Annotated in this window: 21 protein-coding genes and 2 pseudogenes; 11 read left to right on the top strand and 12 right to left on the bottom strand. The window is 39.0% G+C overall.

The features are described from left to right. Both DYY65_RS04380 and DYY65_RS04370 read left to right on the top strand, forming a co-directional pair. Positions 1-264, top strand: a pseudogene (locus DYY65_RS04380) (hypothetical protein); the annotation flags it as partial. 248 nt (positions 265-512) lie between these two features. After that, positions 513-968: pseudogene (locus DYY65_RS04370) on the top strand (transglutaminase family protein). A 276-nt stretch (positions 969-1,244) separates the two neighbouring features. Here DYY65_RS04370 and DYY65_RS04365 read toward each other — a convergent pair. Both DYY65_RS04365 and DYY65_RS04360 read right to left on the bottom strand, forming a co-directional pair. After that, positions 1,245-1,421: a hypothetical protein gene (locus DYY65_RS04365; RefSeq protein WP_162476763.1), complete on the bottom strand. Its 177-nt coding sequence runs from the start codon at positions 1,419-1,421 to the stop codon at positions 1,245-1,247. Beyond that, on the bottom strand, positions 1,399-1,917 hold the full coding sequence (locus DYY65_RS04360) for a deoxycytidylate deaminase (RefSeq protein ID WP_236561659.1): 519 nt from the start codon (positions 1,915-1,917) through the stop codon (positions 1,399-1,401). Before DYY65_RS04360 ends, DYY65_RS04365 begins: the two co-directional genes overlap by 23 nt. A 513-nt stretch (positions 1,918-2,430) precedes the next feature. Between DYY65_RS04360 and DYY65_RS04355 the strand changes: the two genes are divergently transcribed. Next, the gene (locus DYY65_RS04355) at positions 2,431-3,012 is read left to right on the top strand and encodes a hypothetical protein (RefSeq protein WP_162476761.1); all 582 of its coding nucleotides are present in this window, start codon (positions 2,431-2,433) and stop codon (positions 3,010-3,012) included. A 165-nt stretch (positions 3,013-3,177) separates the two neighbouring features. Here DYY65_RS04355 and DYY65_RS04350 read toward each other — a convergent pair whose 3' ends face one another. From DYY65_RS04350 to DYY65_RS04325, 6 genes are all read right to left on the bottom strand, one after another. Further along, positions 3,178-3,486 carry a Rieske (2Fe-2S) protein gene (locus tag DYY65_RS04350; RefSeq protein WP_162476760.1) on the bottom strand — a complete coding sequence of 103 codons (309 nt, stop codon included), beginning with the start codon at positions 3,484-3,486 and terminating at the stop codon, positions 3,178-3,180. Between the two features lie 147 nt (positions 3,487-3,633). Next, positions 3,634-4,590, bottom strand: a complete 957-nt coding sequence (argF, locus tag DYY65_RS04345) for an ornithine carbamoyltransferase (protein WP_162476759.1) — start codon at positions 4,588-4,590, stop codon at positions 3,634-3,636. Further along, on the bottom strand, positions 4,568-5,998 hold the full coding sequence (ftsY, locus tag DYY65_RS04340; RefSeq protein WP_162476758.1) for a signal recognition particle-docking protein FtsY: 1,431 nt from the start codon (positions 5,996-5,998) through the stop codon (positions 4,568-4,570). The genes argF and ftsY overlap by 23 nt, the downstream gene beginning before the upstream one ends. A gap of 15 nt (positions 5,999-6,013) precedes the next feature. Then, on the bottom strand, positions 6,014-6,508 hold the full coding sequence (gene pfdA, locus DYY65_RS04335) for a prefoldin subunit alpha (RefSeq protein ID WP_162476757.1): 495 nt from the start codon (positions 6,506-6,508) through the stop codon (positions 6,014-6,016). Between the two features lie 535 nt (positions 6,509-7,043). Beyond that, the gene (locus DYY65_RS04330) at positions 7,044-7,871 is read right to left on the bottom strand and encodes an NAD(P)H-hydrate dehydratase (protein ID WP_370519292.1); all 828 of its coding nucleotides are present in this window, start codon (positions 7,869-7,871) and stop codon (positions 7,044-7,046) included. 341 nt (positions 7,872-8,212) lie between these two features. After that, positions 8,213-9,244, bottom strand: coding sequence for an NAD(P)/FAD-dependent oxidoreductase (locus tag DYY65_RS04325; RefSeq protein ID WP_162476756.1), 1,032 nt, complete (start codon positions 9,242-9,244; stop codon positions 8,213-8,215). Between the two features lie 285 nt (positions 9,245-9,529). Between DYY65_RS04325 and DYY65_RS04320 the strand changes: the two genes are divergently transcribed. Beyond that, on the top strand, positions 9,530-10,414 hold the full coding sequence (locus DYY65_RS04320) for a hypothetical protein (RefSeq protein WP_162476755.1): 885 nt from the start codon (positions 9,530-9,532) through the stop codon (positions 10,412-10,414). 30 nt (positions 10,415-10,444) lie between these two features. Further along, the gene (locus DYY65_RS04315; protein ID WP_162476754.1) at positions 10,445-10,828 is read left to right on the top strand and encodes a winged helix-turn-helix domain-containing protein; all 384 of its coding nucleotides are present in this window, start codon (positions 10,445-10,447) and stop codon (positions 10,826-10,828) included. 1,162 nt (positions 10,829-11,990) lie between these two features. Here the strand turns inward: DYY65_RS04315 and DYY65_RS04310 are convergent. The 3 genes from DYY65_RS04310 to DYY65_RS04300 all read right to left on the bottom strand — a co-directional run bounded on the left by DYY65_RS04310 (position 11,991) and on the right by DYY65_RS04300 (position 15,325). Beyond that, the gene (locus tag DYY65_RS04310; protein ID WP_441338312.1) at positions 11,991-13,730 is read right to left on the bottom strand and encodes an ATP-dependent DNA ligase; all 1,740 of its coding nucleotides are present in this window, start codon (positions 13,728-13,730) and stop codon (positions 11,991-11,993) included. A 912-nt stretch (positions 13,731-14,642) separates the two neighbouring features. After that, positions 14,643-14,933 carry a winged helix-turn-helix domain-containing protein gene (locus DYY65_RS04305; RefSeq protein ID WP_162476752.1) on the bottom strand — a complete coding sequence of 97 codons (291 nt, stop codon included), beginning with the start codon at positions 14,931-14,933 and terminating at the stop codon, positions 14,643-14,645. Positions 14,934-15,028: 95 nt separating this feature from the next. Beyond that, a complete protein-coding gene (locus tag DYY65_RS04300) occupies positions 15,029-15,325 on the bottom strand; it encodes a Sec-independent protein translocase subunit TatA/TatB (protein ID WP_162476751.1) in 297 nt (98 codons plus the stop codon). A 1,087-nt stretch (positions 15,326-16,412) separates the two neighbouring features. Between DYY65_RS04300 and DYY65_RS04295 the strand changes: the two genes are divergently transcribed. From DYY65_RS04295 to DYY65_RS04280, 4 genes are all read left to right on the top strand, one after another. Then, complete coding sequence (locus DYY65_RS04295; RefSeq protein WP_162476750.1) at positions 16,413-16,595, top strand: hypothetical protein; 183 nt, start codon at positions 16,413-16,415, stop codon at positions 16,593-16,595. A 369-nt stretch (positions 16,596-16,964) separates the two neighbouring features. After that, positions 16,965-18,032 (top strand): hypothetical protein, encoded by a 1,068-nt coding sequence (locus DYY65_RS04290; RefSeq protein ID WP_162476749.1) that lies wholly within the window; start codon positions 16,965-16,967, stop codon positions 18,030-18,032. Positions 18,033-18,321: 289 nt separating this feature from the next. Further along, entirely contained in the window at positions 18,322-18,780 is a 459-nt protein-coding gene (locus tag DYY65_RS04285; protein WP_162476748.1) for a hypothetical protein, read from the top strand. 555 nt (positions 18,781-19,335) lie between these two features. Beyond that, the gene (locus DYY65_RS04280; protein ID WP_162476747.1) at positions 19,336-19,515 is read left to right on the top strand and encodes a DUF1059 domain-containing protein; all 180 of its coding nucleotides are present in this window, start codon (positions 19,336-19,338) and stop codon (positions 19,513-19,515) included. Between the two features lie 252 nt (positions 19,516-19,767). Here DYY65_RS04280 and DYY65_RS04275 read toward each other — a convergent pair whose 3' ends face one another. Then, positions 19,768-20,022: a winged helix-turn-helix domain-containing protein gene (locus DYY65_RS04275; protein ID WP_370519291.1), complete on the bottom strand. Its 255-nt coding sequence runs from the start codon at positions 20,020-20,022 to the stop codon at positions 19,768-19,770. 277 nt (positions 20,023-20,299) lie between these two features. On the opposite strand from DYY65_RS04275, the gene DYY65_RS04270 reads away from it, so the two are divergent. Both DYY65_RS04270 and DYY65_RS04265 read left to right on the top strand, forming a co-directional pair. Further along, complete coding sequence (locus tag DYY65_RS04270) at positions 20,300-20,737, top strand: DsrE family protein (RefSeq protein ID WP_162476746.1); 438 nt, start codon at positions 20,300-20,302, stop codon at positions 20,735-20,737. A gap of 499 nt (positions 20,738-21,236) precedes the next feature. Next, positions 21,237-21,470, top strand: coding sequence for a hypothetical protein (locus DYY65_RS04265; RefSeq protein ID WP_162476745.1), 234 nt, complete (start codon positions 21,237-21,239; stop codon positions 21,468-21,470). Positions 21,471-22,609: the final 1,139 nt, after the last annotated feature.

Genomic DNA, 22,609 nt, shown 5'->3' with positions numbered 1-22,609 from the left:
AGGGAAGGAATAGGTGGTCATTGCCTTCCAAAAGATACAAAGATGTTCTTACAGTCATCTTCCAAGCTATCAAAAGGAACAATACTTGCAGCAGCTATCCAAGCAGATCAGAATTATCGAAACTATAGACTAGCTAGGGAAGGAGCGAGCAGCTCCATAAGCAGGGACATTGTGAATGAGCTTATCTCATCTTTGCCTTCTAAAGCGTCCTCAAATCAGCCAGACAAGAACAAAGAACACAACTGGAACTCAGACAGAGGCTGATTCCTATTTAATTGCGATGGCCCCAAAATTATGAGTAGGTAAAAAGCCTGATATCGACTGTTGTCCCTTCACAAGTTCCAATCTTTGATTGAAGATTGGAGGGAGAGCGTTGTTGGGAATCTTGAACCGAACGAAGCAGACAAGCTAGCCGAATACTGCTTGCATGTCTCGAGAATTGTCGCCTACCCGGATTTAGACATAACAAGGAATTTGGATAAGATCGACTTCATGGGTAGAGAAATTAAGTCATCGAACAAGGAATTAATCTCATTAAGGCCTACCCAATAATTAGCGCCATAAACAACTATTTGTTTAAGGAAAGGCAGTTTAGACCCAACATTCAAGATTACTATAATCCAACAAATAGCTATCTCAACTTTGCTTTGAAGCAATAAACAGGCATTCCCATTACCTTATCGATAATCCATATGCGTATAGCACACATACTCAATTTTAAATTGAATGCGGTCAATTTTCCGTTTCACTTCATTATCAAACACATCTTAGAAGATGACAGAAATGAAATAGTCATTGACCCGTTCGATGGCGGAAGGATAATGGATGACTATAGTCTAAAGCAGCTACAGTGGGGGGAAGTCCTAATTAGGATGCTAAATAATTTAAAGGCCAATTTTTACGATCTTCTCGCAAACAAAGCAGAGCTAGCCAATGAGATGATACTTGCTCTAGAACCCAATTACTAAGATGCAGTAAGAGACAAAGGAATAATTTTTCTCAAAAGAAAGAACCCGCATAAAGCCCTAGAAATTTTGAGCATGTGTTTGGAACTCAATCCTGGAGATGCTGATGCCGACTATGTTCTTGATAACATAAGAAAAGTTCGTTTCGAGATACAGAATTCCAAGATTTGCAAGAATTAAAGAATCATTTCCCATCCAGATAAAGGGAATGGCTGCCTAGACGGCACTTGTTGGTTCTGGATATATTTAAAGATTGAGTACAGTAAGTTTGATTCGGCATTATGCATAAATTGTCTTGGCTCTGACTAGTAAAAGTGACCGATTATCGTCATCGCCGGCCTTGAACCAACTTTGGCTCAGGCTTGCGCCACGAAGGATGTACGCTTTTTGACAGACACCCGCTTTAGCTATAAAGTAAACTAGCCGCGAATCCTTATTGTTGACTTGTCCTATCATTGCCCGGCCCATTTGTGCGACTTACAGGACCCTTCTCCATAAGTTCGATCCAATGATTCAAGATATCAGGTTCCAGCTTTGATAAAGTGACGTCGGCCTTGGATAACAGGCCTGTAGCATCTTCCGAGTAATCTGCAAGAGCAACGATCCTTTTGATCCCCACACTTATAGCCATCTTGCTACATTCAAGACAAGGTGCGAACGTGGAGTATAGTGTAGCTCCCTTCGTAGTTCCTGCATTTCCAAAAATAGCACACTGTATAATTGCATTTGCTTCTGCGTGGGTACATAAGCATCGTTCTAATTGTTCGCCCGAATTGATCTCTCCCTGAGCTCTTGATAAACACCTTTCACATCCGCCCTCAAAACAATTCCTTATTCCTGAGGGAGTTCCATTATATCCAGTAGCAATCTGTCGGTTATCTTTAACGATCACAGCTCCTACATGCCTTGTTAGACAGTTGGACCTAAGTTTTGCGATTTCTGAATGAAGCATAAAATATACGTCCCAGTTCGGCCTCATCATTGTCTTTTGACCTAATCAAATAGTAGATTTATTATATTATATTACACTTTTGTGACTCTGATTTCACGCTGCTAATGTTATTAACCTCCCGCAGTCGGACTGGGCATAACTATATCTGTTAAGTTATCGTTCGGCTCTTTCGAGAACACATCATGAAAAGATCAGCTGTTACGAACGCGAATAGGAGATATTTCTACATAAAAATGTAGAATAAGACGTTAGCTCTCCCCATTGGAATTTGACTTAAGCTTTACTTGTATGCTTCTGGTAGACGGCATACGCAGGAAAGACACATTTCTACAGCCAGGCTTCCTTTTACAGTGTATAAGATATATGATTCACAAACTTACAACCTGGCAGTTGTAAGTCCTTATTGAATTCACAAACTTACAACCTGGCAGTTGTAAGTCCTTATTGCAAGGTTCAAGTATTCCATTAATGATATGTATAAACATGTAATTTTTTATAGCCGTAACTCACACTATGATTGCCTATAGGACTATGCGCCACTCAAGCCTGGAAATAGATGAAAGAAGAACTCGAAAAGTGCTTCTCGGGATATTTTATTTTTGCGCAGTTGCGATGTCATCAATCACTGCATATGCTCTGTATGTTAGCGTTGGGGAATATCTAAAGACAGGAAAGGTCGTCATCGGTGAAGTTCTCGTCAATACAGAATTCCCTGTTCATGGAATTTCCAAACTTGTCACATATCTGATGATCGTTTCCGTAGTGGGGTGGTACTGTGTAACCAGACTCGGTGGGGAAAAGGTGAGAAATATTCCAGAGTCACTAAAATTGGTCCTTCAGTTGGTTGTACTGGCCATAGCCGTAATTTCGTTATACGAATTCATTTACAACTTTGTGATATGGGGCTCATTGATCACAGATGATGCAATGAAGGGAATACTAAGACTGGATTCAATTAACATGCCGTATCCTAATCCCAAGACACCCTGGAACTTGGTATTTGCAACGAAGATGTCATTGGCCGCACTTATTATATCTGCACATGGATTTTATGTCATGTCAAAACCTAGGAAACAGGACGCAGTGGATAGGTAGCAGCTTTTTAGAATTGCCTCACGTCAAATCCTTTTAACATATGGGAGTCTCAGGCTCTCATATAGGCTAGACAATCCTTGGGAAAAATTATTGGTATCATAACGAAACTAATTTTTCGTTAACGTCGTAGGAAGTTTCCCAGTTTTAGAAACTAGTTGGGCTATGCTACACCTCTAAAAACACAGTGCCATTTTCGATACTAACTTTGAACGATTCCTCTGGTTTGAGTTTGGTAGGAAACCAGAGAAGATCGCCTGTCGTGACATCCCATTTAGCTCCATGCCAAGGGCATGTTAACTCTTTGTTGTTTAGCTCACCTTCATGCAGTTCAGCACCAGCGTGGTTACACACATTATTCATGGCATAATACGTTCCTCCCACGTTTGCAATTAGAACTTCCTTCCCTCCCGCTGTAATATGGGTTAATTTTCCTTCTGGAATATCAGAAGTCTTCCCAACCACTATTTTTGCCATGCGAGTTCATCGGGGGTACTATATTTAAAAATAGGTAAAAGCACAACAACCAGCTAATCAGTATTAGGCGACTAGATCTAATTGCATACTAACTCATATTCTTTCTTTTGACATGCCAGTGCAAAATGCTTGTCGGGTAGGACCCAGTTAGGCTCCTCGTTTTGCACCTGTCAATAAGAGTAATAGAGCCTTTTGGCTATGTAGCCTATTTTCAGCTTCGTCCCAAACAACTGATGCTTTACCATCAAGCACATCTGATGTCACCTCTTGACCACGTTTAGCTGGTAGACAATGCATAAAAATGGCATCTTTTCTTGCTAAGTTCATTAGTTGCTGATTTATTTGATACTTTGGTAAAAAGACCCTTTCCCTTATGAGCCTTTCTTCATCATTACCTATGGAAATAAAGGTGTCAGTTACTACCACATCCGCATTAGCAATTGCTACTGGAGGTTCATCAGTAACAACTAATTTTGATCCTGATTTGGATCCCTCCAGGTTAGCTATCGCTAGCACTTCTTTTGATGGTCTATAACCAGGTGGGCAGGCGATTGTCAGATTCATGCCGGCTTTTGCTGAACCCAGGATTAAATCGTTGCAAACATTATTTCCATCACCGATCCAACTTACGTTCAAACCCTTCAATTTACCCTTTCGCTCTTGAATTGTCATCAAGTCCGCAAGTATTTGGCATGGATGGAAAAGGTTCGACAGACCATTAATTACGGGAATAGATGCATACTTTGCGATCAGCTCAGTTTCCTCGTGTTGGTAAAGCCTTGTTACAAGGCAATTTAGGTATAGGGACAAGGATCGAGCTGTGTCTTCCAACGATTCTCCCCTGGATAATTGGATATCGTTCGTGTTAAGGGAGATTACACTGCCACCCAGCTGATACATTCCTGTTTCGAAGCTTACTCGGGTTCTTGTAGATGGCTTCTGGAAAATTAGCCCGAGCACGATACCTTTGAGTAATACATTTGATTTTCCGTTTTTTGCCTCCTGCTTTAATCTGGTAGCTAATTCTATGATCGACAGAATTTCCTCTGTCGTAAGATCCATGAGGCTAAGAACATCTTTCTTACTCAAGGTCGAGATCTTCATCAGTCAGATATATGGTCTCTTTTTTTGAATCGTCCGCGCCAGTTTTTCGATGCGTTCTTTCTTGGTCCTGAACAACTCTGTCAGGTCCAGATTTTTGTTCAGCAGTATTGACGTCAATCAGTGATTCATTCTTTTCCTTCTTATTGCGTTTGAAGAACTTTGAAAATATGCTCTTCTTTTCGGTGCGATTAAATTCCAGCTCTTGGCTGGATTCGTTCTTAACTGCAGGCTCCTGGGTATTATCTGCCTTCACAATAGTTGTCTTCGGTTTCAAAGAGGGATCTGATTTAGTTTCCTCTTTCACTGTTGGACTAATCTGTTCCGTTTGATAAGGAAGTGAATCAGACTCATTTTTATTTTTCAGCTCGCCAGATCCCTTAATTTCAGCTGTTAATTCCTTCATTTTATAGAGATGTTCAGCGACAATAGGTTTTGCAGTAGGCATTTCAATGTCTATATATTTGGAAGCAGGTTCAAAATTCTCATTTGGCAATTCAGTGTTGCCGAATAACGATTTAATGAAGTTATTGGAGTCAAATGGAACTATATCTTCATAACCTTGTCCAACCCCAAGGTAAACGATTGGCTTAGAAGTAGAATACACTATCGAGACGGCAGCACCACCCTTTGCATCTGCGTCTGATTTGGTCAAAATGGCACCATCAAATTTCGTGTATTCGAAAAAATCTGTCGCCTGGTTTATTGTGTCATTACCAGCTAGGGAGTCCCCTACAAATAATTTCAGATCTGGCTTTACTACTTTGACTATCTTTCCTATCTCATCCATTAATCCTTTTGCTGTCTGCATCCTTCCGGCAGTGTCAATCAGGACTGCCTCCACATAGTGTTTTCGGCCGTAGTCGACGGCGTCTCTTCCAACGGCAGAAGGATCAGCACCATAGCTCTGTGCAATCACTTTTACTCCCAGCCTCTCAGCATGTTGAGTGAGCTGTTCTATTGCTCCCGCACGATGGGTATCAGCCGCGGCTACTACCAAGGAAATATCATTCTTGCGCAGCAGATTTGCTATCTTGGCCACCGTGGTGGTCTTTCCCGTTCCATTTATTCCGAGGAATACTATTATGAATGGACCTCCCTTGGATTGGCTCTTTCTTTTGATCTCGCCTATGAGATCCACAGTCCCAGCGTTTGCAAGCATCTGCTCAAAGTACCTTTGGAATTTGGCTCTGATAAGATCCTCTTTGTCTTGATCTTTTTCTAATCTTAAGCCAACTAGCTCTTTTTTTAATTTCACAGATAGATCATCAATAACATTTTGTGCAACATCGCTCTCTAGAAGCCCGAGCTGCAAATCATACAAAACATTGTCAACATCTCGTTCAGATAGGTCTTTTTGGCCAAGACTTTTTGTGGCATTCGAAAATACCCTTTTTAGCTGATCGAACATTTGGGGGTCTTAAGGTTATGCGGCTCTTGGCTGTCCACTTGCGCTCTTGTTGTTGGGATCGAATGCTTGTCTGTTAGGCTGCTGCAATAACTGATTGATTTGCCCTTGGACCTGTTCCATACGCATAGCGATTTGCTGTTTCTGTCCGAGAAGTTGAGTAAGAGCTAGCTCGAATTCCTTGATTCTAGCTTCTACATAATTCATGGAATCTTCCCTTGTTTTTTCTATAGTCACACCAGCTCCTAAATTAATTAATACCTTCTTCACAGGAGGGACAACTGTTTTAATATATACTCCAATTCCAACAGGCGCTAATGCCTCATTATCCGATTCGTCCACAAGATTTTGAATGGCAGTTGAAGCGAGACGGGCCTCTCCGATTAATCTTGTGACCGTGGCCTCCCTATTTAAAATGTCATTCATGTATGCTTCCAGTACTCGGGACTGTTCAGCCAATTCGTTTATTTTCTGCTCTATAGCTGCCTGTTGACGATTAATTTCGTTGGCCATCTATGTTGATTTTCAATAACTATCTTATAATTGTGACTAGAACTAAGACTCATTATAAAGAATGGCCATTAGTTAAGTATTTTCCTAGACGACGGCTTATCAAATGAAGAAGACATGATTGTAGATTCTACTTTATTAACCAGCTGTGCAACCTTGACGAACCACATCGTTGAAAACAGATATACCTCAAGATGCCTTCTAGTTTCTCTTTTGTCCTTTAATATTAACTAAGAACTAGTACTCAAAGTATCACCTCTGGTTAGTCTTTGTTGCAGACGCGTCTGCTTTACCTGAGGTAACAGAAGTCTATCTAAAAGTTTTACTTCAGTAAGATACTGACCCGTGGTCTAATTCCTTGCCATATCTTCTCTTTGCGGATTGGGCTAGAATACTTATTAAGATTAATTTGGAAGCGATTCTCAGATACTCAGTACATTATACAAACTGCTGTATTCCAAAAAGGTTGGAAGGCACAGCTGGCTAGTCATTCAACTCGGATATCTATTAAATTGTTCCCTTTGTGTAGCTATATTTTTTATTCACTGATTAAATCGAATGATTTCATAACGTGAGGCAAATCTTCTATGACATCTGTCGCAATCATGTGCAAACCTACCCTTTCATATGCAATCTTTGCCGCCATCCCATTGAGATAAACACCCAATATACTTGCATGGAAGGAATCATACTTTGTAAGGTATCCTGCTAGTAGACCAGAAAGGATGTCACCCATACCTCCAACAGTCATTGCCGGAGAACTCCTTTTAATCATAGCAGTATGGCATTTGCGGCCATCAGAAATTATATTGGTTGATCCCTTCAAGACAATTGTGATTCCATATTCCTTCGCAGCATTTTGCACATTGGAGGTTTGTGTCTCTAAGTTAGTTCCCGCATCCTCTTCAAAAAGTCGTTTATATTCTCCTGCGTGAGGAGTTACGACGGCACCCGTTCCCTTGATTTGTTTTAACACTTCAGGTATTAAGGCAGACGCATCAAGTATAATTCTTGTATCTGCTTTTAGGAGCTGACTTATTAACGAAAGCAGAGCTTGAGGTTTGGAGATGCTCATACCCATCCCGACTCCAGCCGAGTGGGGTTTCTTTGGGAGCATTGCCATTAATCTATTTACCGAACCTGCAGTCAGCTTATCGTCTGGCAGGGGTAGTACGATTAGATCTGGAGAATAACATCTGACTGGAATTACATTTGAACGTGGGGTAGCAGTAAAAACCAAATCAGTCCCAGATCTTAAAGCTGCTAATGAAGATAGCACGGGTGCTCCATGGTAAAGTTTACTTCCACCCACCACTAAGACTATCCCATTATCACCTTTTCTCGAGTCCCTCGACCTTGGCTTTATGAGCTCTTTTATGAATTCATGAGTTATGTCTATTCGTGTCGTTAATTCTCACTCCTTATTAGCATGCAAGAAACGGATGATAAACTTTACCCACAAGTTGGCAAAATGTACTCTATCTAATATAGCCCAAAGATACGGACGTACCAGCCACGACTGAACTATTATTGGTTTAATAGATATTTGCTATTATTGATGTTTTGTAGAGATAATGTCACAAGGGTGCTGTGCATTAGCAGTTCCTAATCTAAAATCACGGGCGCAGGAGATAGTTGGAACTCCAAAGACTACATGTCCTGTTAGATATAATAGTCCAAAAAAGAGTCGTTGGGAAAATGCCTTGCTCAAATTTTGGAAACCCTTATCATATCAGCAATCTTGATAGCCATTCCATAACGGCTTTCTTCGCTCTTCATATGCCTGTATATGTTTAACAAATCTCTCCACTGTCTAATAATACTAAATTTTCCTGATATTTTAAGTTGAATAAATCTATAAACTAGAACATAAATTTGGAATTTCTTCAAAACAGCTTCACGATATGCCTTTAAATCAAAATAATGTTCAATAAATAATTCTGCACACCATGAGGCAGGAATTATCCCCTCCCCGAGTAAAGAGTAGACAGTACCAATGGATTCACCAACACCAACAGATTTCCTACCATCAGTAAATGGTTCACAGAATAAAGGAGGGCTTATTCTGACAGGACGACCCACCTTGCGTATTACTTCACATTCGTACTTTTTCAGGAATTGTTCAACAAATTTGTTGTTGTTTTTTCGTTCGAAGTCTCCAGCACCGATATGTGCATAACCATTTCCAAGAGGGAAATACCAAAAATAGCCAGTCATAGACGGGAACGCCTTTAGATAATAATCATCATACGGTTCTAGGCCGGTTTTGTATCTAACTTTATATTGAACACAGGGAATCCATGTTTCGTTCTTTAACCTTGGAAGATAGTTTCTGTGGAAACCGGTAGAATCAATTATTAGGTCAAAATCAGATTCCAGGTTTTCTTTCCTTGGAGCTCTGCCAAACTCAATCTTTGTGCCGCTAGTCATGTCTCTTATCAACTTAATTTTATCATAATTGACCATTCCTTTCAGCTTTATATCAATGCGTTTGTTTGTACCGCTTCCACTATCAACGATCATATGTTTCCCATTATGTAAAATATAGTCCTCAAAGGTCAAGCCACATTTTTTGACCAAACGCGACATTTCATTTTTGGATGTTGCCCAAGCGCAAACAGCATCATGATCCTTTTCTGGCATTCGCTCAAAACCCGTAATCTGAATATCCCTTGCCTCGCTGAGTCTGTTCATAAGATAAGCGCCAGCCACACCTATGCCAACGACAGCTATTTTCATGGGCACTTCTATTCAATGATTAGGTGAATAAAAATTTTGAGATTTCAGCACCAAGTATAAGAAAAATCGTATTTTTCTGTTTAACTTGATTCTATGAGCCGTGCTTGCTATTAGGCGCCTATTTCTTTTTTCGACTCAATCCAGAAACGTGGGTCAAAAGGTCCAGCTCTGCCTGATTACACATACAACCTGAGCTAAAAGCCGATAGTAAAATTAGATTGATGACTTAAGCTGGGGGCGCCTATGCCAGATGAATATTTATCTAGCACTCTATAAAATAGCTTTATGAGATTACCAATCGACGATGACAATCATATCGCTAGAGATATCGACGCCCGTTTTAAACTCATAAGGGAAAAATACCTATCTGCATTAAAACCTGCTATTGAAATGATCAATACTAACGTCATGATTAGAGATGGCACCATAACTCAAGTTGATTCTTTTGAACCACACAAAGTTAAAGAATTCTATGAATGTTTTATTAAATTACTTGATGGCTGGAAGACTACCGGCATATCTACATCCAAAACCGACGACTTGCATCGAATATACTGCCAATTATCAAAGGAAGCAGGTCGGCATAGACTTACGGGTTATTTTGGAATTCAATATCATGCTTTACCATACTTTAAGGTTGATAACCAGGTCATAATCTTACAGAATCGGCTAAATCTTATCGCCAACGAGGCTGGTACAGTATTTACGACTATAGCAACCAAAGGCGATCAAATAATTCAAAGGGAGCTGGAAAGGATTGGCTATGGAAATATGAATATCGATGACCTTCTTATAAAATTAATAGAAGACAAGGAATTAGCTGATTCTCTGGATAAAAAGGCAGCGGCAGCGGAAAATGAATTTCCCAAGTTTCAGGAAATGTCGAAAAAAAGGGATAAGGTGTTCTCTGAGCTCAATAATCTAATGATAGAGGTTTATCAGATTTTACCAAACTCTATAGATTACAATAAATTAATACAGGGAGAGGAAGGCGCGATTGCAGATATCAATCTGGAGAAGGTTAAAAATCAAAGAACAAAGGAAACCGACTCTTATGTTAATATCAGCAAATTATCAAAGGAGGATGCCAAGCTGATAGATAGCACGCTACTTGAAGTTGAAAGCGCATTGATGCAAATCGAGTCATCTGGCAGTAAAGAGAACAGCTAGTCTCTGGCTTATCACTTCATAAATTGATTTTTGAGAAGAGAGATTATATTTCAGTCTAGTCTTAAAGAACGTTCTATAGTGACTATTCCACGCTATTATCGAGAACGGATTTACATTGTGAAAGATATAATACTCAAATTAGTTGAATACGGCGAATTAAACCAAACAGCTCTAATCAGCTGTTGCGGTTTAAACTTTAAAAAGCATTCACCGATTCTCGATAAATTGGAGTCAAAAGGGTTGATAAGACGACATCAAATGGAAATGGGGAAAAGGGTCGTTACAACATATAGCCCAACTCAACAGGGAGTGGAATTTTCCAAACACATTTTGGAGCCATATGAAATAATGTTTCCTCGCAACGATCTAATAACAGTGGAACCGACTTTTGTTCTTATGCTATACCTGATATAGGTCATAGCCAGATGCGATAGTTCTCTCTAATTCCTCCTTTTTCCTTGAATATTATATATATTTTTAATTTGAGGAATAAATTGAGATAAAGGCCTGACTCCTATTACAAACCAGATAACAGATACCACAATAATGCCAGCACAGTAGTCAGGACCGTATTCTTTCTCTTGACTGGATAAAAATGACAGGGCTTATATAATTAAACAAATTATAACTACTTTACGATAAAAGATGGCAACGTATTCAGAATGTCATTTATTCACTCCTTAAACAAATTTTTTTATACTTTAGGAGACGAAGATGGGAGTCATCTTAACGTACAGGAAATTGACAAAAATAGATACAATGCTAGAGTACCTTTTGTGATATCGTGGCGTCTTCTTTAATCCCCTAGTCAAAAATGCCTCTTTTTGTACTAAATATTAAAAAATTTTACATGCCTTGTCTAATATATCATGGTGATGCTTTGTCTAATACTATCTTTGACTGGAGAAAGAAAGAAAAAGATATGTAAGATTACTAGATCAGAATCTATTATCCATTGCAAAAGATCATGATTTGCGCTCCCAGAGAGATAACACGACTATTGAGTGAACGTCTGAGACAACAATATGATGTTCAATCAGTAACCGTTGAGAACTACGACTCGCATTCGATTTGTAAAATACAGGCAAAGGTATCAGGAAAGTGGGTTACCATTTGCAGGTTCTCTCCTTATGAGAATTTACAAGACGTACTCACTATGTTTAAAGTAAATCTACAAATTCAAAAAAGGAGATAGATTATTTAGTCAATCCGCATCGGATTAGATGTTTAAACGTAAGAGTAGTTCTTATTGATGTACTTTATGCTAACAAAACTGCCTTGTTCAGGAGTTCTCTGGTAATATAGGCACCAAGTCTACAAGCGATGCTTACGATAGATTACCACAAGAAGCTCCGCGTTGATGAGGTGCGTGATTTAGGCTAGTATAGAGTAAAGGAATATCTGGCACTATACATTTTGAGTCAAAATACAATTCATAACAAGCAAGGAGAAACTGGTGTTACAGGGTGGCACGGACCCATTGGTATGACTGGTCGGGTCAACCTAGTTTACAAAAGCCTCACTCATCTTATTGTGATCATTTATTCGTAGTGTTACCGGTTTCTTTTGCTTACTTTTATGACTTTTTTACTGATCTTAGCTGCCTTTTGTACATACTAACTAACTCAGCAACAGCAGTTGCATCTTCGGGATTCTTGTCTTCCCTTATCCTGCCAGTAAATTTCGGAAATCTAAGTGCAAGTCCGTATTTTTCTCTTATTGCACCAAGTCCAGCTGGGTGTGAAGGACTTAGGGTGATCTCAGAGGCACTAACTTCAATTACAATTTTTGGTTCAAACCATACATCCATATGCATTCGAGTATCCACCCTCGGATGTCTGTGTGGTAACTGGATTTCTTCTAATTTCTTATAAAAAAAGTCGAGGTGTTCGTCAGTAAAACCGGTCCCAACTTTACAAGTACTTCTAAAGATATCCGAGTCAGCATCGTACGAGGCAAGTAATATAGCTCCATATTTACCCACCCTGCGGCCTCTGCCATATAATGCTCCCACTATGACCAAGTCCAGAGTGTCCGCAAGATCGCTTCGATACTCTCTTTTTAGTTTAGTCCAAGCAAACTCTCTTGCACCTGCTCTATATACACTTGTTGGCTGCTTTATCATTAGGCCTTCACACCCGATTTCTATAGCCCGACTCATTTGCTTCTCGAGATCCTCTATGTTATTAACAATCTTTTGATGAACCAGAGCGAGCATGTCAAAATTTTGTTCGATGGCGATGTTCTCAATTATAGCACGTCTTTTTAAGTAAGGTAGTGAGGTTAAGTCCTTACTTTCCAAGTATAATATATCAAAAATATATATCACGACAGGATATCCTTCAACCGCCTGTTCGATTCCGTGTTTTCGTCGGCGATGCATCAATTCCTGGAACGGGAGAAACTCGTTTGTCTGGGAATTGACGGCTACAATCTCTGCCTCCAATATTAGCTCGCCTATTTTGAGCTTTTGGATTGCTTCAACAACATCTGGATAGTGTTTGGTGATATTTTCCAATCTTCGCGAAAAAAGTTCGACTTTATTTCTTCCCTTATGAATCTGAACTCTTTCTCCATCTAATTTGTACTCTACTGCCCCCGAGTGTCCGTTTAATCGCTCTATTGCTTCTTGTGCATTCCTCACCCTTTCTGCTAGCATGGGTCTGATGGGCTTGTGGAGAGTTACTCTAAGTGACTTGAGAGAATCAAGTCCATCTCTGGCCAATATTTTAGCCACAGTTCCCAAATCACTTGATATATTGTATGCTTTCTGTATAACAGTCCTATTGGCCTTGTTGTCGGTGAAACATACGGCCAAAGCGTCTATAATCGTGTACTCAGCTATACCAAGCCTCAGTGTCCCCATTATGAATTTCATTATATATCGGCTCTCTCTTGAGGATCCATCAGTTAAGAGACTGCTTACGAGCTTCAACTTAGTCTCCTGTGATCCTGGCCCTATACAATTAGCGGTTTTGTCCAGGGTCTGATATACTCTTTCTACAGTCATTTTCTCTGAAATTTTTTGGTTTCTGGATTGCAGAGCCTTACCAACCGTATCACCCAAGTCACCTGTTTTGCGGTATAATTGTTCTATAAATGAAATATCCATACCTGCAGCTAAGGAGATGGCGCGTGTGGCCAATCGCTCAGCTAAACCCAATTCGACTCCCTCATAGTCAGGGTGAAGCTTTCCCTGAATAAGATAAACAACGCGATCAATAATACTAGCAGGAGTCTTTCTCAACAATTCGACTAGGTAATCAGTTAGAGCTAGTCTGCTGGTAGTCTTTTCCATATTTTCAAACGTATCCACAATTATCGAAAAGTCCAATATTTACAGAACAGACCCAGTCAAGGTTTTTAACTTATTCATTATTGAACTCATCTGGAAAGTAATTTATATACTACCCTCGATTTTGTTGCCAGCTTGCTTATAGCTTTGATTGTTTTTATTGGTCTATCTGATTTATGAGAGCTGACACGATTAATGGAAGCTCCACACCTTTAATCGCTCTTCATATTTACATTGGTAAATATGGAGCTCATGACTGGAGTCCCGTTAATGGCATCTTGTATATCTTTAAGAGTAGATGTAGAAAGACATGAGGAGTTCCGTGGTATCACTGGATTGACAAACATAGTTTGATTGTCTGAATGACAGTGAAAGAAGAGCAGAGCACGATGTATTTGAACTCATACCAATATCATACACTTCTATAACTAACATTCCTTTACAATCGACACATTAAAGCCCAAAATAAGATATGAGAGATAATTATAAACTTACTTATCTAAGATTTATTTAACTTTGCAGTCATAATATCAATAGGAATTTTCAACTAAGTTAAATATATTGATAGGGTTTATAATACAGTTCATACTAGTGAGTCTCAATCCATACTATGTAACTCCTAGAGAAGTGGTCTGATGAAAATCGGTTTCATGTGATAAATCCGGTGTGACGATGAGTCGGCTAACCGACCTGCTGACCACCATTTCGTGGCCACATTTATCGATTACATGATATTTGCCTCGAATAATTGGACCCATTTGCTTTCAAAAATAACTCCTTTCACGCAGACCTTAACCTTCCTATCTGTCTTTGGGCGTCAATATCAGTGTATACCTTGTCTGCTTTTTCTTTCAAAGAAGGTACGCTTGATTTCGTATTCTGGTGCCAGATGGAGACTTCGAATAAAGTCAAGCCCAGCACTAGGTACAAATATTATAGGATCGATAGATTTTCTTCTTTCTTATGCATAGATGGCACGTCAAGGATATATCCATGAACTTTTTTTTGGATTTGCAAAAAATTCATTCCCTTTTCTGTAGTCTTGAATGTACGTTCTCCATCGAGATATTCAATAAGCCCCCTCTCGATTAGCAGCCGTACATATTCCCTAGTCAAGGAATGGGATAGGTAGACATCATACATAATCTTAGTCAATCTGACTCTGTTGCCGTTTGCAGTTTGTAATATCTGTGCAATAATTTCATTCCTATCCCTGTACTTCATAAATATTATGTCATACCTATCCGTTAGATAAAAGTATCGCTAGTTTCCAACCATCGCTCTGTAAGAATCATATTCTGTTTTGTAAGGTAACTTCGTTAGCTTAACTTTGTTCCTATTTTCTTTTGTATACTTTGGGAAAGGTCTTCATCTGAAAGCAACTCAGGGTCTGGGATCTCTAGCTTTAATGCTATGTCTTCTAAATTTTTCCTCTTAGCCTTGCCATCATCCAATACTTCATGAACTTTATTTAGTTCACTTTTAGCCTCTAGTTTGGCCTTCTCGTACTCAGATTGGGCGCGCCCAATTGTCCTAAATAATTCTGGTAATTTCTTGGATCCAAACAATAAGATTCCAGCAACAATGACTATGATTAATACATTCTCATAACCCATAGTGCAATACCGATACTAATGAATAAACTTAGATCCTATATCTATTTTTCGAGGCTTAGGTGAGGAGCACAATGGGTTTGTGCTTGTAAACCAAAAGCTTCTTCGATGGGATAACCTAGTTAGGACGTTTACTAATTATAGGTTATCTTTTTAACCCCATTAAAAAGTGATACTGGCTAGATGTAAAACCTGAAAGTATTGATTCCATATTAATTAAAATAACTATTGCACATCTTTTTGTAGATATGAATCTAGTGGCAAAGCGCCGTACCGTCAATTATACAAAAATACTCGATGGCCTTCCAGTTCAAGTAGTTACCTGGTTTATTTGTTTGAGTCGCAATTTTTTGAAAATAGTCAAAAAACAATATTCTTAGTCATCATCCTGACACGGCAATAGTGCTCTGGATTTGGATCCACACCCAAAGACTAAGGCAAATCTAATAATTACTATTCCCACTGCCTGCCATACCACACCTAACACCAAAAAAGACCAAATCATCAAAATAATCAAAAGCTACGGACCAGTGGTGAGTTAGTATATGTATCCCTAGACCAAAGTTTAAGTGTGGAAAGGATTAGATGCTTGCTTATTTAAAATTCACTCCAATAATTTTTGATTGCAGGTTTACTCACTATTTAAAAAGTTTGAAATTACTACCCTAAGACGTTTGAATGAAGATTGGAGATGCTTCCGGGATTTTACAATTGTTATTGCTGGTCCAGCACATGCCTCAGTCATCCTGGTATTCGATTCGTAACTTGCCCTCTGAATGAAAGGAGGTAATCCCAACCATCGAGCACTTCTTAAATTATGATAACCTGACTGCGAAATTAGTATTGATCAACTTAATGTCAAAGTTGAAATGATGGACCATCAAATAGTGTGTCTCTAAATCGGCAAAATGTGGATGTCGAATAAACCTAGCTGACTAACTGGTGGCAAGTACACAAACAAACCCTGATCGAACAAACATTTTTTCTATTGCTACTTAGTCAAAGGTAGGTAGAACCTCCGTGTGTATACTGGTCAGCCTTATTTGAAAGTATTCTTATTATTAACCCGTAACTATGTTTGACTAGTAAATTGGTTAAAAAAGTGACATCGATAGGGATTCTGGGCATGTTATTTGCAGTTGCTGGAGGTATCGTGTGGTACTTTCAGCAAAGATTCCTGGGTTTGCTTTTGTGGGGAGTTGCTGTAATAATTATATTGAAGCTCAATAAAGAGAAAAAAAAGACACGCAAATCAACTAAGAGACCACGATGAGATACTTTACATGTTAGACGGATTTGAATTCTTTCAACGATTAATCTAGTGTATATTTTACTTGTAGTATCACTGTATCGTTCTATAAAAGACGTAAGAAACAATATTTTTGTTCTTAATTATTTACTCACTAAGCCTGATCCACAGACGGAATTTGACTGCCATCGTTATATCCTGGTCACAATGAAATATCCCGAACGCATCTTTTAATCTGGTGACAAATTGCGACTATGCAGGCAAGCGACCGGCAATAAGAAATATACATACACCTTAGTCTTTCTACTGCAAAAAACATTTCAAACTATCCGGTATATTTTGGTGCGAGCACCTTTTTATTTTATTACAGCTAGAGATCATCTGGATCTTATAATGCCACAATTTGTTTCACATACTTCGAAGCTATTTGTTTCGGTAGGTTTTTGCCTTCTTCTGACTATAGTGGTTCTACCTACTACATCAATAGTAGTATATGCACAAAAGGACACTACAGCCGTTCCGATATCCTCAGAAAGTACTCATGGACACATAGTAAAAATCACCTCTCCTGGCAAAGGTCAACAGGTACCTGCAGGCAGCGATCTGTTGGTTAGAGGGACTTCCACCGCAAATGAGACCACATTTCCGAGCTGTAGAGTGTCAGTAATTGTAAATGGTATAAAACCATACCAAAATGCAACAGCTACAGGTACTGGTGGTGCGAATGATTTTTCAACGTGGAGCTATAAGATTCCAGCAACGTACACGACCCTAAAGGAAGGGCAAAACAAAATCACCGCAAAGTTTTCCTGTATAGATAGTCCTCGAACGGCAATGCACAATAGTGTGAACGTAACCGGTATTGCAAATAACCAAACTAGTATTGTTACTCCAATCGCTTTAAACAAAACAAAGACATTATCAGTCTCCTTCAACTTGCAAAACCCTGTGAGCAGTGGACGCAACCAGACGATTGAAACAACAGTTCGGGACGGTTCGAATTCCACAGTTGCTGGAGCTAAAGTCAACGGAACGGTCACTAACTCCGCTAATACCGCTATTGCTAACTTCGCAGGAGTTACGAATCAGTCTGGTATATTTTCGTATTCCTGGAAAATAGACAAGGATTACAAACCCGGCCTATTTAGTGTTGGGCTTTACGCATCTGCAGATGGCTTTCAACACCAACTCACACCGGCCACAGCAGTGTTTAATGTAAGTGATACGAGTGGCCACAAGAGCAGCTCAGACAATAGGAGCTCAAGTCATCACAAATCTCACACTTCACACTCCGATTCTAGTGGCAATAGTAATGACTCAGGTTCAGGTTCCAGTGGCAATACTCATGACTCAGGTTCAGGTTCAGGTTCCAGTCATAATAATGGGCATACCCTAAGTATCATTCATTTGCCCCACATCCACTTCCCGCATATTCAGGAGCCCAAGTTGCCTTTTTCCTGAACTTAATAGACGCATTTATCGATGACGGAGAACTAAATCAAAGTCACCTTTTAAATGATATAGTATTTGTGGCCAAGATCTAATTAATTTATTTTCATCTGATTTTGGTAAATCTATCGTCTATTTATAACCTCCACACAGTATTCACCAGCCATTTCGATTTGATCGAAAAATTTGATGCAGAATTATGCAGGATTAGTAATTAATCAAGGATCTCGCCTGTACGTAATATAGTTACGTAAGGGATTATAAACACTAGCAATATAGAATGATGGCGAATACCAAAATTATGATCTCAGTTTCGGACTGTCTATCCGCAATTTCAGATGACAAGTCTTTGGCGCTTTTTAACGCCATTGCTTTGGCAAATACAAATACCAACATCCTATTATCTAAATTTCAACTGACAAGAAAGCAGTATTATAGCAGGCTCTCAAATTTATCTGATGCTGGCTTAATCAAAAGAAAGAATGGAAGGTATCTTATTACTTCCTTTGGTGAAATAGTTTACAAGGCTCAAGAGTTGATAGGACAGGCCGTACAGTGCTCAGCCAAACTCAAGGTAATTGATTCGATCGATTTATCTGGTTTCCCGGCCTCTGAGCGAAATAAGCTTGTTGATACTCTAATAACTAAAAATGAGATCAAGAAAATCTTAATTCCCATTGACCTTGATGCTGGTCATCAAGCTAGGGATGGGGAAAAAATATACTCATCCGGCTTAACACCCACAATAGCTACGAAATAGTGACTTAATGATTCATTAGATCTAAAATAATGCTTAGTTCGAATTTATGGACAGCCGCACGTCTTTTGGAGATATCAATGAAGAAATAAAGGATATTAATAATAGACACCTCCCAGACAGGCAATTGCTCTACGCAGAGCATGGACAGATTTAACAGCAAATCCAGTCAAAGAAAACCGAGAAAAAAGAGCAAGCTCAACGAGAAGAAAAGGAAGTTCTTGGATTCAGCTGATCCATTTGTAGTTAAGTATGGAGTTAAAATAAACCTGCAGAGAATCCAGATTTGATTGCAAAGCAGATATTTCGTTACGCCGAGGAAAATTAATTTGAAGTAATCGTCATTGGACCCAAAGGTATGGCTGAATAAAGGAATTTCTCCTAAGGAGTATTGCAAAGAATGTCATTGACGACGTTCATATCCCTGCGTATTCCGTTCGCTGGACTACTACAACCTTCATTTGTTATGCGATTAGTGAAAGCAATTGGTGCAAATTAGAGTTCGTGTAAAGATCAGTAAAGATATAACTTATAAGATAGCAACACCTTGAAGATTATATGAAAACGATAAGTTGTCGAGAGGCAGGATTCGACTGTGACCACGTAGTAAAAGGAGAGACAGAAGAAGATGTTATGAAAAACGGTGCCGAACATGCCATGAAGGTACATGGGATGAATGAAGAGGATATAACCCCCGAATTGAAACAGAAGATAAAGGGGTTGATTCGAACAACCTAATCTTTTTCATTTTTAAACATTTGTAGCTAGAACCTTGGATATAATCGGCTCTGAGCTATAGGCTTAGGAGCTTAACGGATATGACTCACTAATCATATGCCAGGCGAGATGACCGCTTTATGTCAAAGCTAGGCATAGTAGAATATGAAAACACTCACCAGGCTCATAACCGGAATTAATTACTCAAGTACACGAAAAAATAGTAGAATACTAATTAAAAAAAAGGTTAGTGCAATGCCTGTTTGTCTACCATTATTTTTTTACGTAATTAATGGGAGCCATCTGGTTTTGTATTTGCAGTAACCGAATGCCTTTTTCTGTTGTTCTATAGGTGCGCATTCCTTCCTCATATTCCATCAATTCATTTTCAACTAAGAGTGCCAAGTATTCTCTAAGTTGATTAAAAGAAAGATATGCCCTGTACATCAACTTTGTCTTAGTAGCTCCTCCCCCGTTCGCAGCATCCAAAAGGAGGCCAACTATCTCGCTCCTACTTCTGTATTTCACAAGTTGCTTGAGACAAACCTACTATTTATGAGAGCTCGAGCTTAGTACTAAGATTTATATCAATTTGCTTTGAATAAAACTATCTCATTGTGTTATCGATTCTAAGCATCTTTAAGTACAAGTACTTATTGTCATAGAGACATTTTTCAGGTTTATTCTAAGTTAGATAATACGTATATTTGGCTGTGGATATCTGTCCCATATTATGTTTTATCACGTACTAAATACCGCTTAACAAATGAACTTAAAAGTCACACATAACACAAATTTATGAAAATTGAAAGTCTCAAAGTTCTCTACAATCTCTCTAGGTTCTATTCTAATCCTTACCGCTATAATGTTCCAATCGCCCAGTTACATTTTTGCTGTCGTGCGTACTCCGCTTGTTTACCATTTAAGCAGCGACGAGCCGTGGAGGGCGACCGTAGCCATTTCAGATGCCACCAACATGCTAAAGCTAGGGCATAATGTAACACTTTTACTTAGCATAGAAGGCGTCCAAATTGGAGTCAAAAATCCACATCATTATTTGGGACTAGATATGCTAACAAGAAATGTAACTAACTTCATGGCCGCTGGTGGAAGAGTTATTATTTGCGAAGTATGCTTGAGAATTGCGGGCTATACTAATAATGATATACTTCCAGGTGCGATAGTTGGGAAGCCGATTATCATTTCTAATCTGCTTAACAATGCGACCGTAATAGATTATTGAGATAAAATACTTTATTGGGTACTAAGACTATTTTGAAAACCGTTAAATTATTGTCTGGATGACTAGCAATCATCCGCGGTCGCGGCAAGGTATGGACAAGATTGCCGTGACGTAAAATATTATCGCGACCTAGACTGACGTGCCTCAATTTCGTCATAACAGCAAAAGCCTTAGACTCTCACTTCCCAGGACATCAACAGAGAAGAACTACATCTAGTTCTTTATTGATAATACCGGCCTGTCTACTTAATCGACACCTATGACTTTGATTCAGTTTACCATTTTCATGACCTAAATCTTGGTCAAAATTGGAAAATCGCGGAGACGTTAGGCACTTAGCTTATGATTCTGCTACACGAATTAGGCTTTATAGCAAATTTAAAGATAGACATGCGAGAGAAAAAGAGTACAGGATAGTGTTATATAATAAAAGTGGAATAAAAAGTTGACAACTCCATTTATTGTGGTGTACAATAAAAGTAATAGGATATAGACCCAAATGCTCTCTGTACTATCTGTAGCATTGTTAATACTGTTATATTTATCAGCTCATGAAGTGCAGGCCGCAAATTTTACCAGTAGTTCCACTGGTCAGAACGCCGCAAATTTTACCAGTAGTTCCACTGGTCAGAACGTAAAATTGCTAATAGAACAGGCAATAACGTCTTTGAACAGCGGTGACGCTAAAGCCGCGCTTTCTAATTTAACATTGGCTGATAAATTATTAGGCTGAAGTTAGTGCCCACTTTTATCTTGATCGAGCAAGTTGGTCGACCTCATCGATTTTGTGTTAGCAATATCGAAACGGTGTGTCTTCTAGTCTTGATGCATATTATCAGAATAATGAGTATAAATTATGGACTATGACAATTGAGCCCTCTTGCCGAGTATCGTGATGAAAATTCTGTTGAAAATCGTGTAATAGGGTTTCATTTGTTTAGACTGGGATGTTTGAGTTGAATAGCATGGAATTAGTAACAGACTTGCCATCGCAGCCACCCTTTCTTTGATGTCTGCGGTAACAGTCGAAAGCCTTCTGTCAAACGTCCTTCTATAAAGCAGAGTCTTTAACCCACATGCTCTCAATAATTTTCCATAGCAAAATAAGTATGTAACTCTCTATTAGAATCCAATCTTAACCATATCTTAACTACAAAGCATCTCAGTATGACAGTCGGAGGCTAGATATGGTCTGTCGCTGCCTCTTCTTCTCTTCTTGTCAGATTTTGGCCAAGATACCACACCTATTATTGAAATCTCCTGTGTACAACTGGAGTACAAATGGAGTACACTGTCGACGGTTGTATTATACGCTGCAATTGTTATATCACACTTATTTAGTACCTTTTTGGCCTGACGTAGATAAATTATAGTTCGATTTTGTCCGATACAATGCCTCACCTGTCAGTTTGTTTCTTTGAAGTTAAACTTAAACTGTGTGCTGTACTTGAAACTCTTTTCTTACTCAAATAGACTAGCAGGTAATTTATGTTAGGATAAAAATTTACCGTCTAACGATGAGTGGGAGAGATACGGATACTCCAAACGTGTAAAATTGAATAATCCAATTATGCCCCACTCTCAGTTCGTAATTTGAGTGAAAATACGAAGCAGATTGTTGAATTCCAATGTAACCAGACTGGTTGTAAGGTAGAAAATGCTGCTTATGTCAAGCTTACACTAATACCTCACTAATGCTTCACTAATCTAAGTAAGCCAACAGGGCTGCCGGACTGTTCGCTTGTATTAGTATCCATCATTCTAGGACAATAGCGCAGCTGGACTCTTGTTCGCATTAGAGTTCACAGTAATTACAAACTTGCAGTTTGATGCCTTTGTATCACCGTGTGACGGATTAAAGTCCAATATTAC

Source organism: Nitrososphaera sp. AFS, assembly GCF_009898475.1.
GTDB lineage: Archaea > Thermoproteota > Nitrososphaeria > Nitrososphaerales > Nitrososphaeraceae > Nitrosopolaris.
This window is presented reverse-complemented; position numbering and strand designations above follow the sequence as displayed.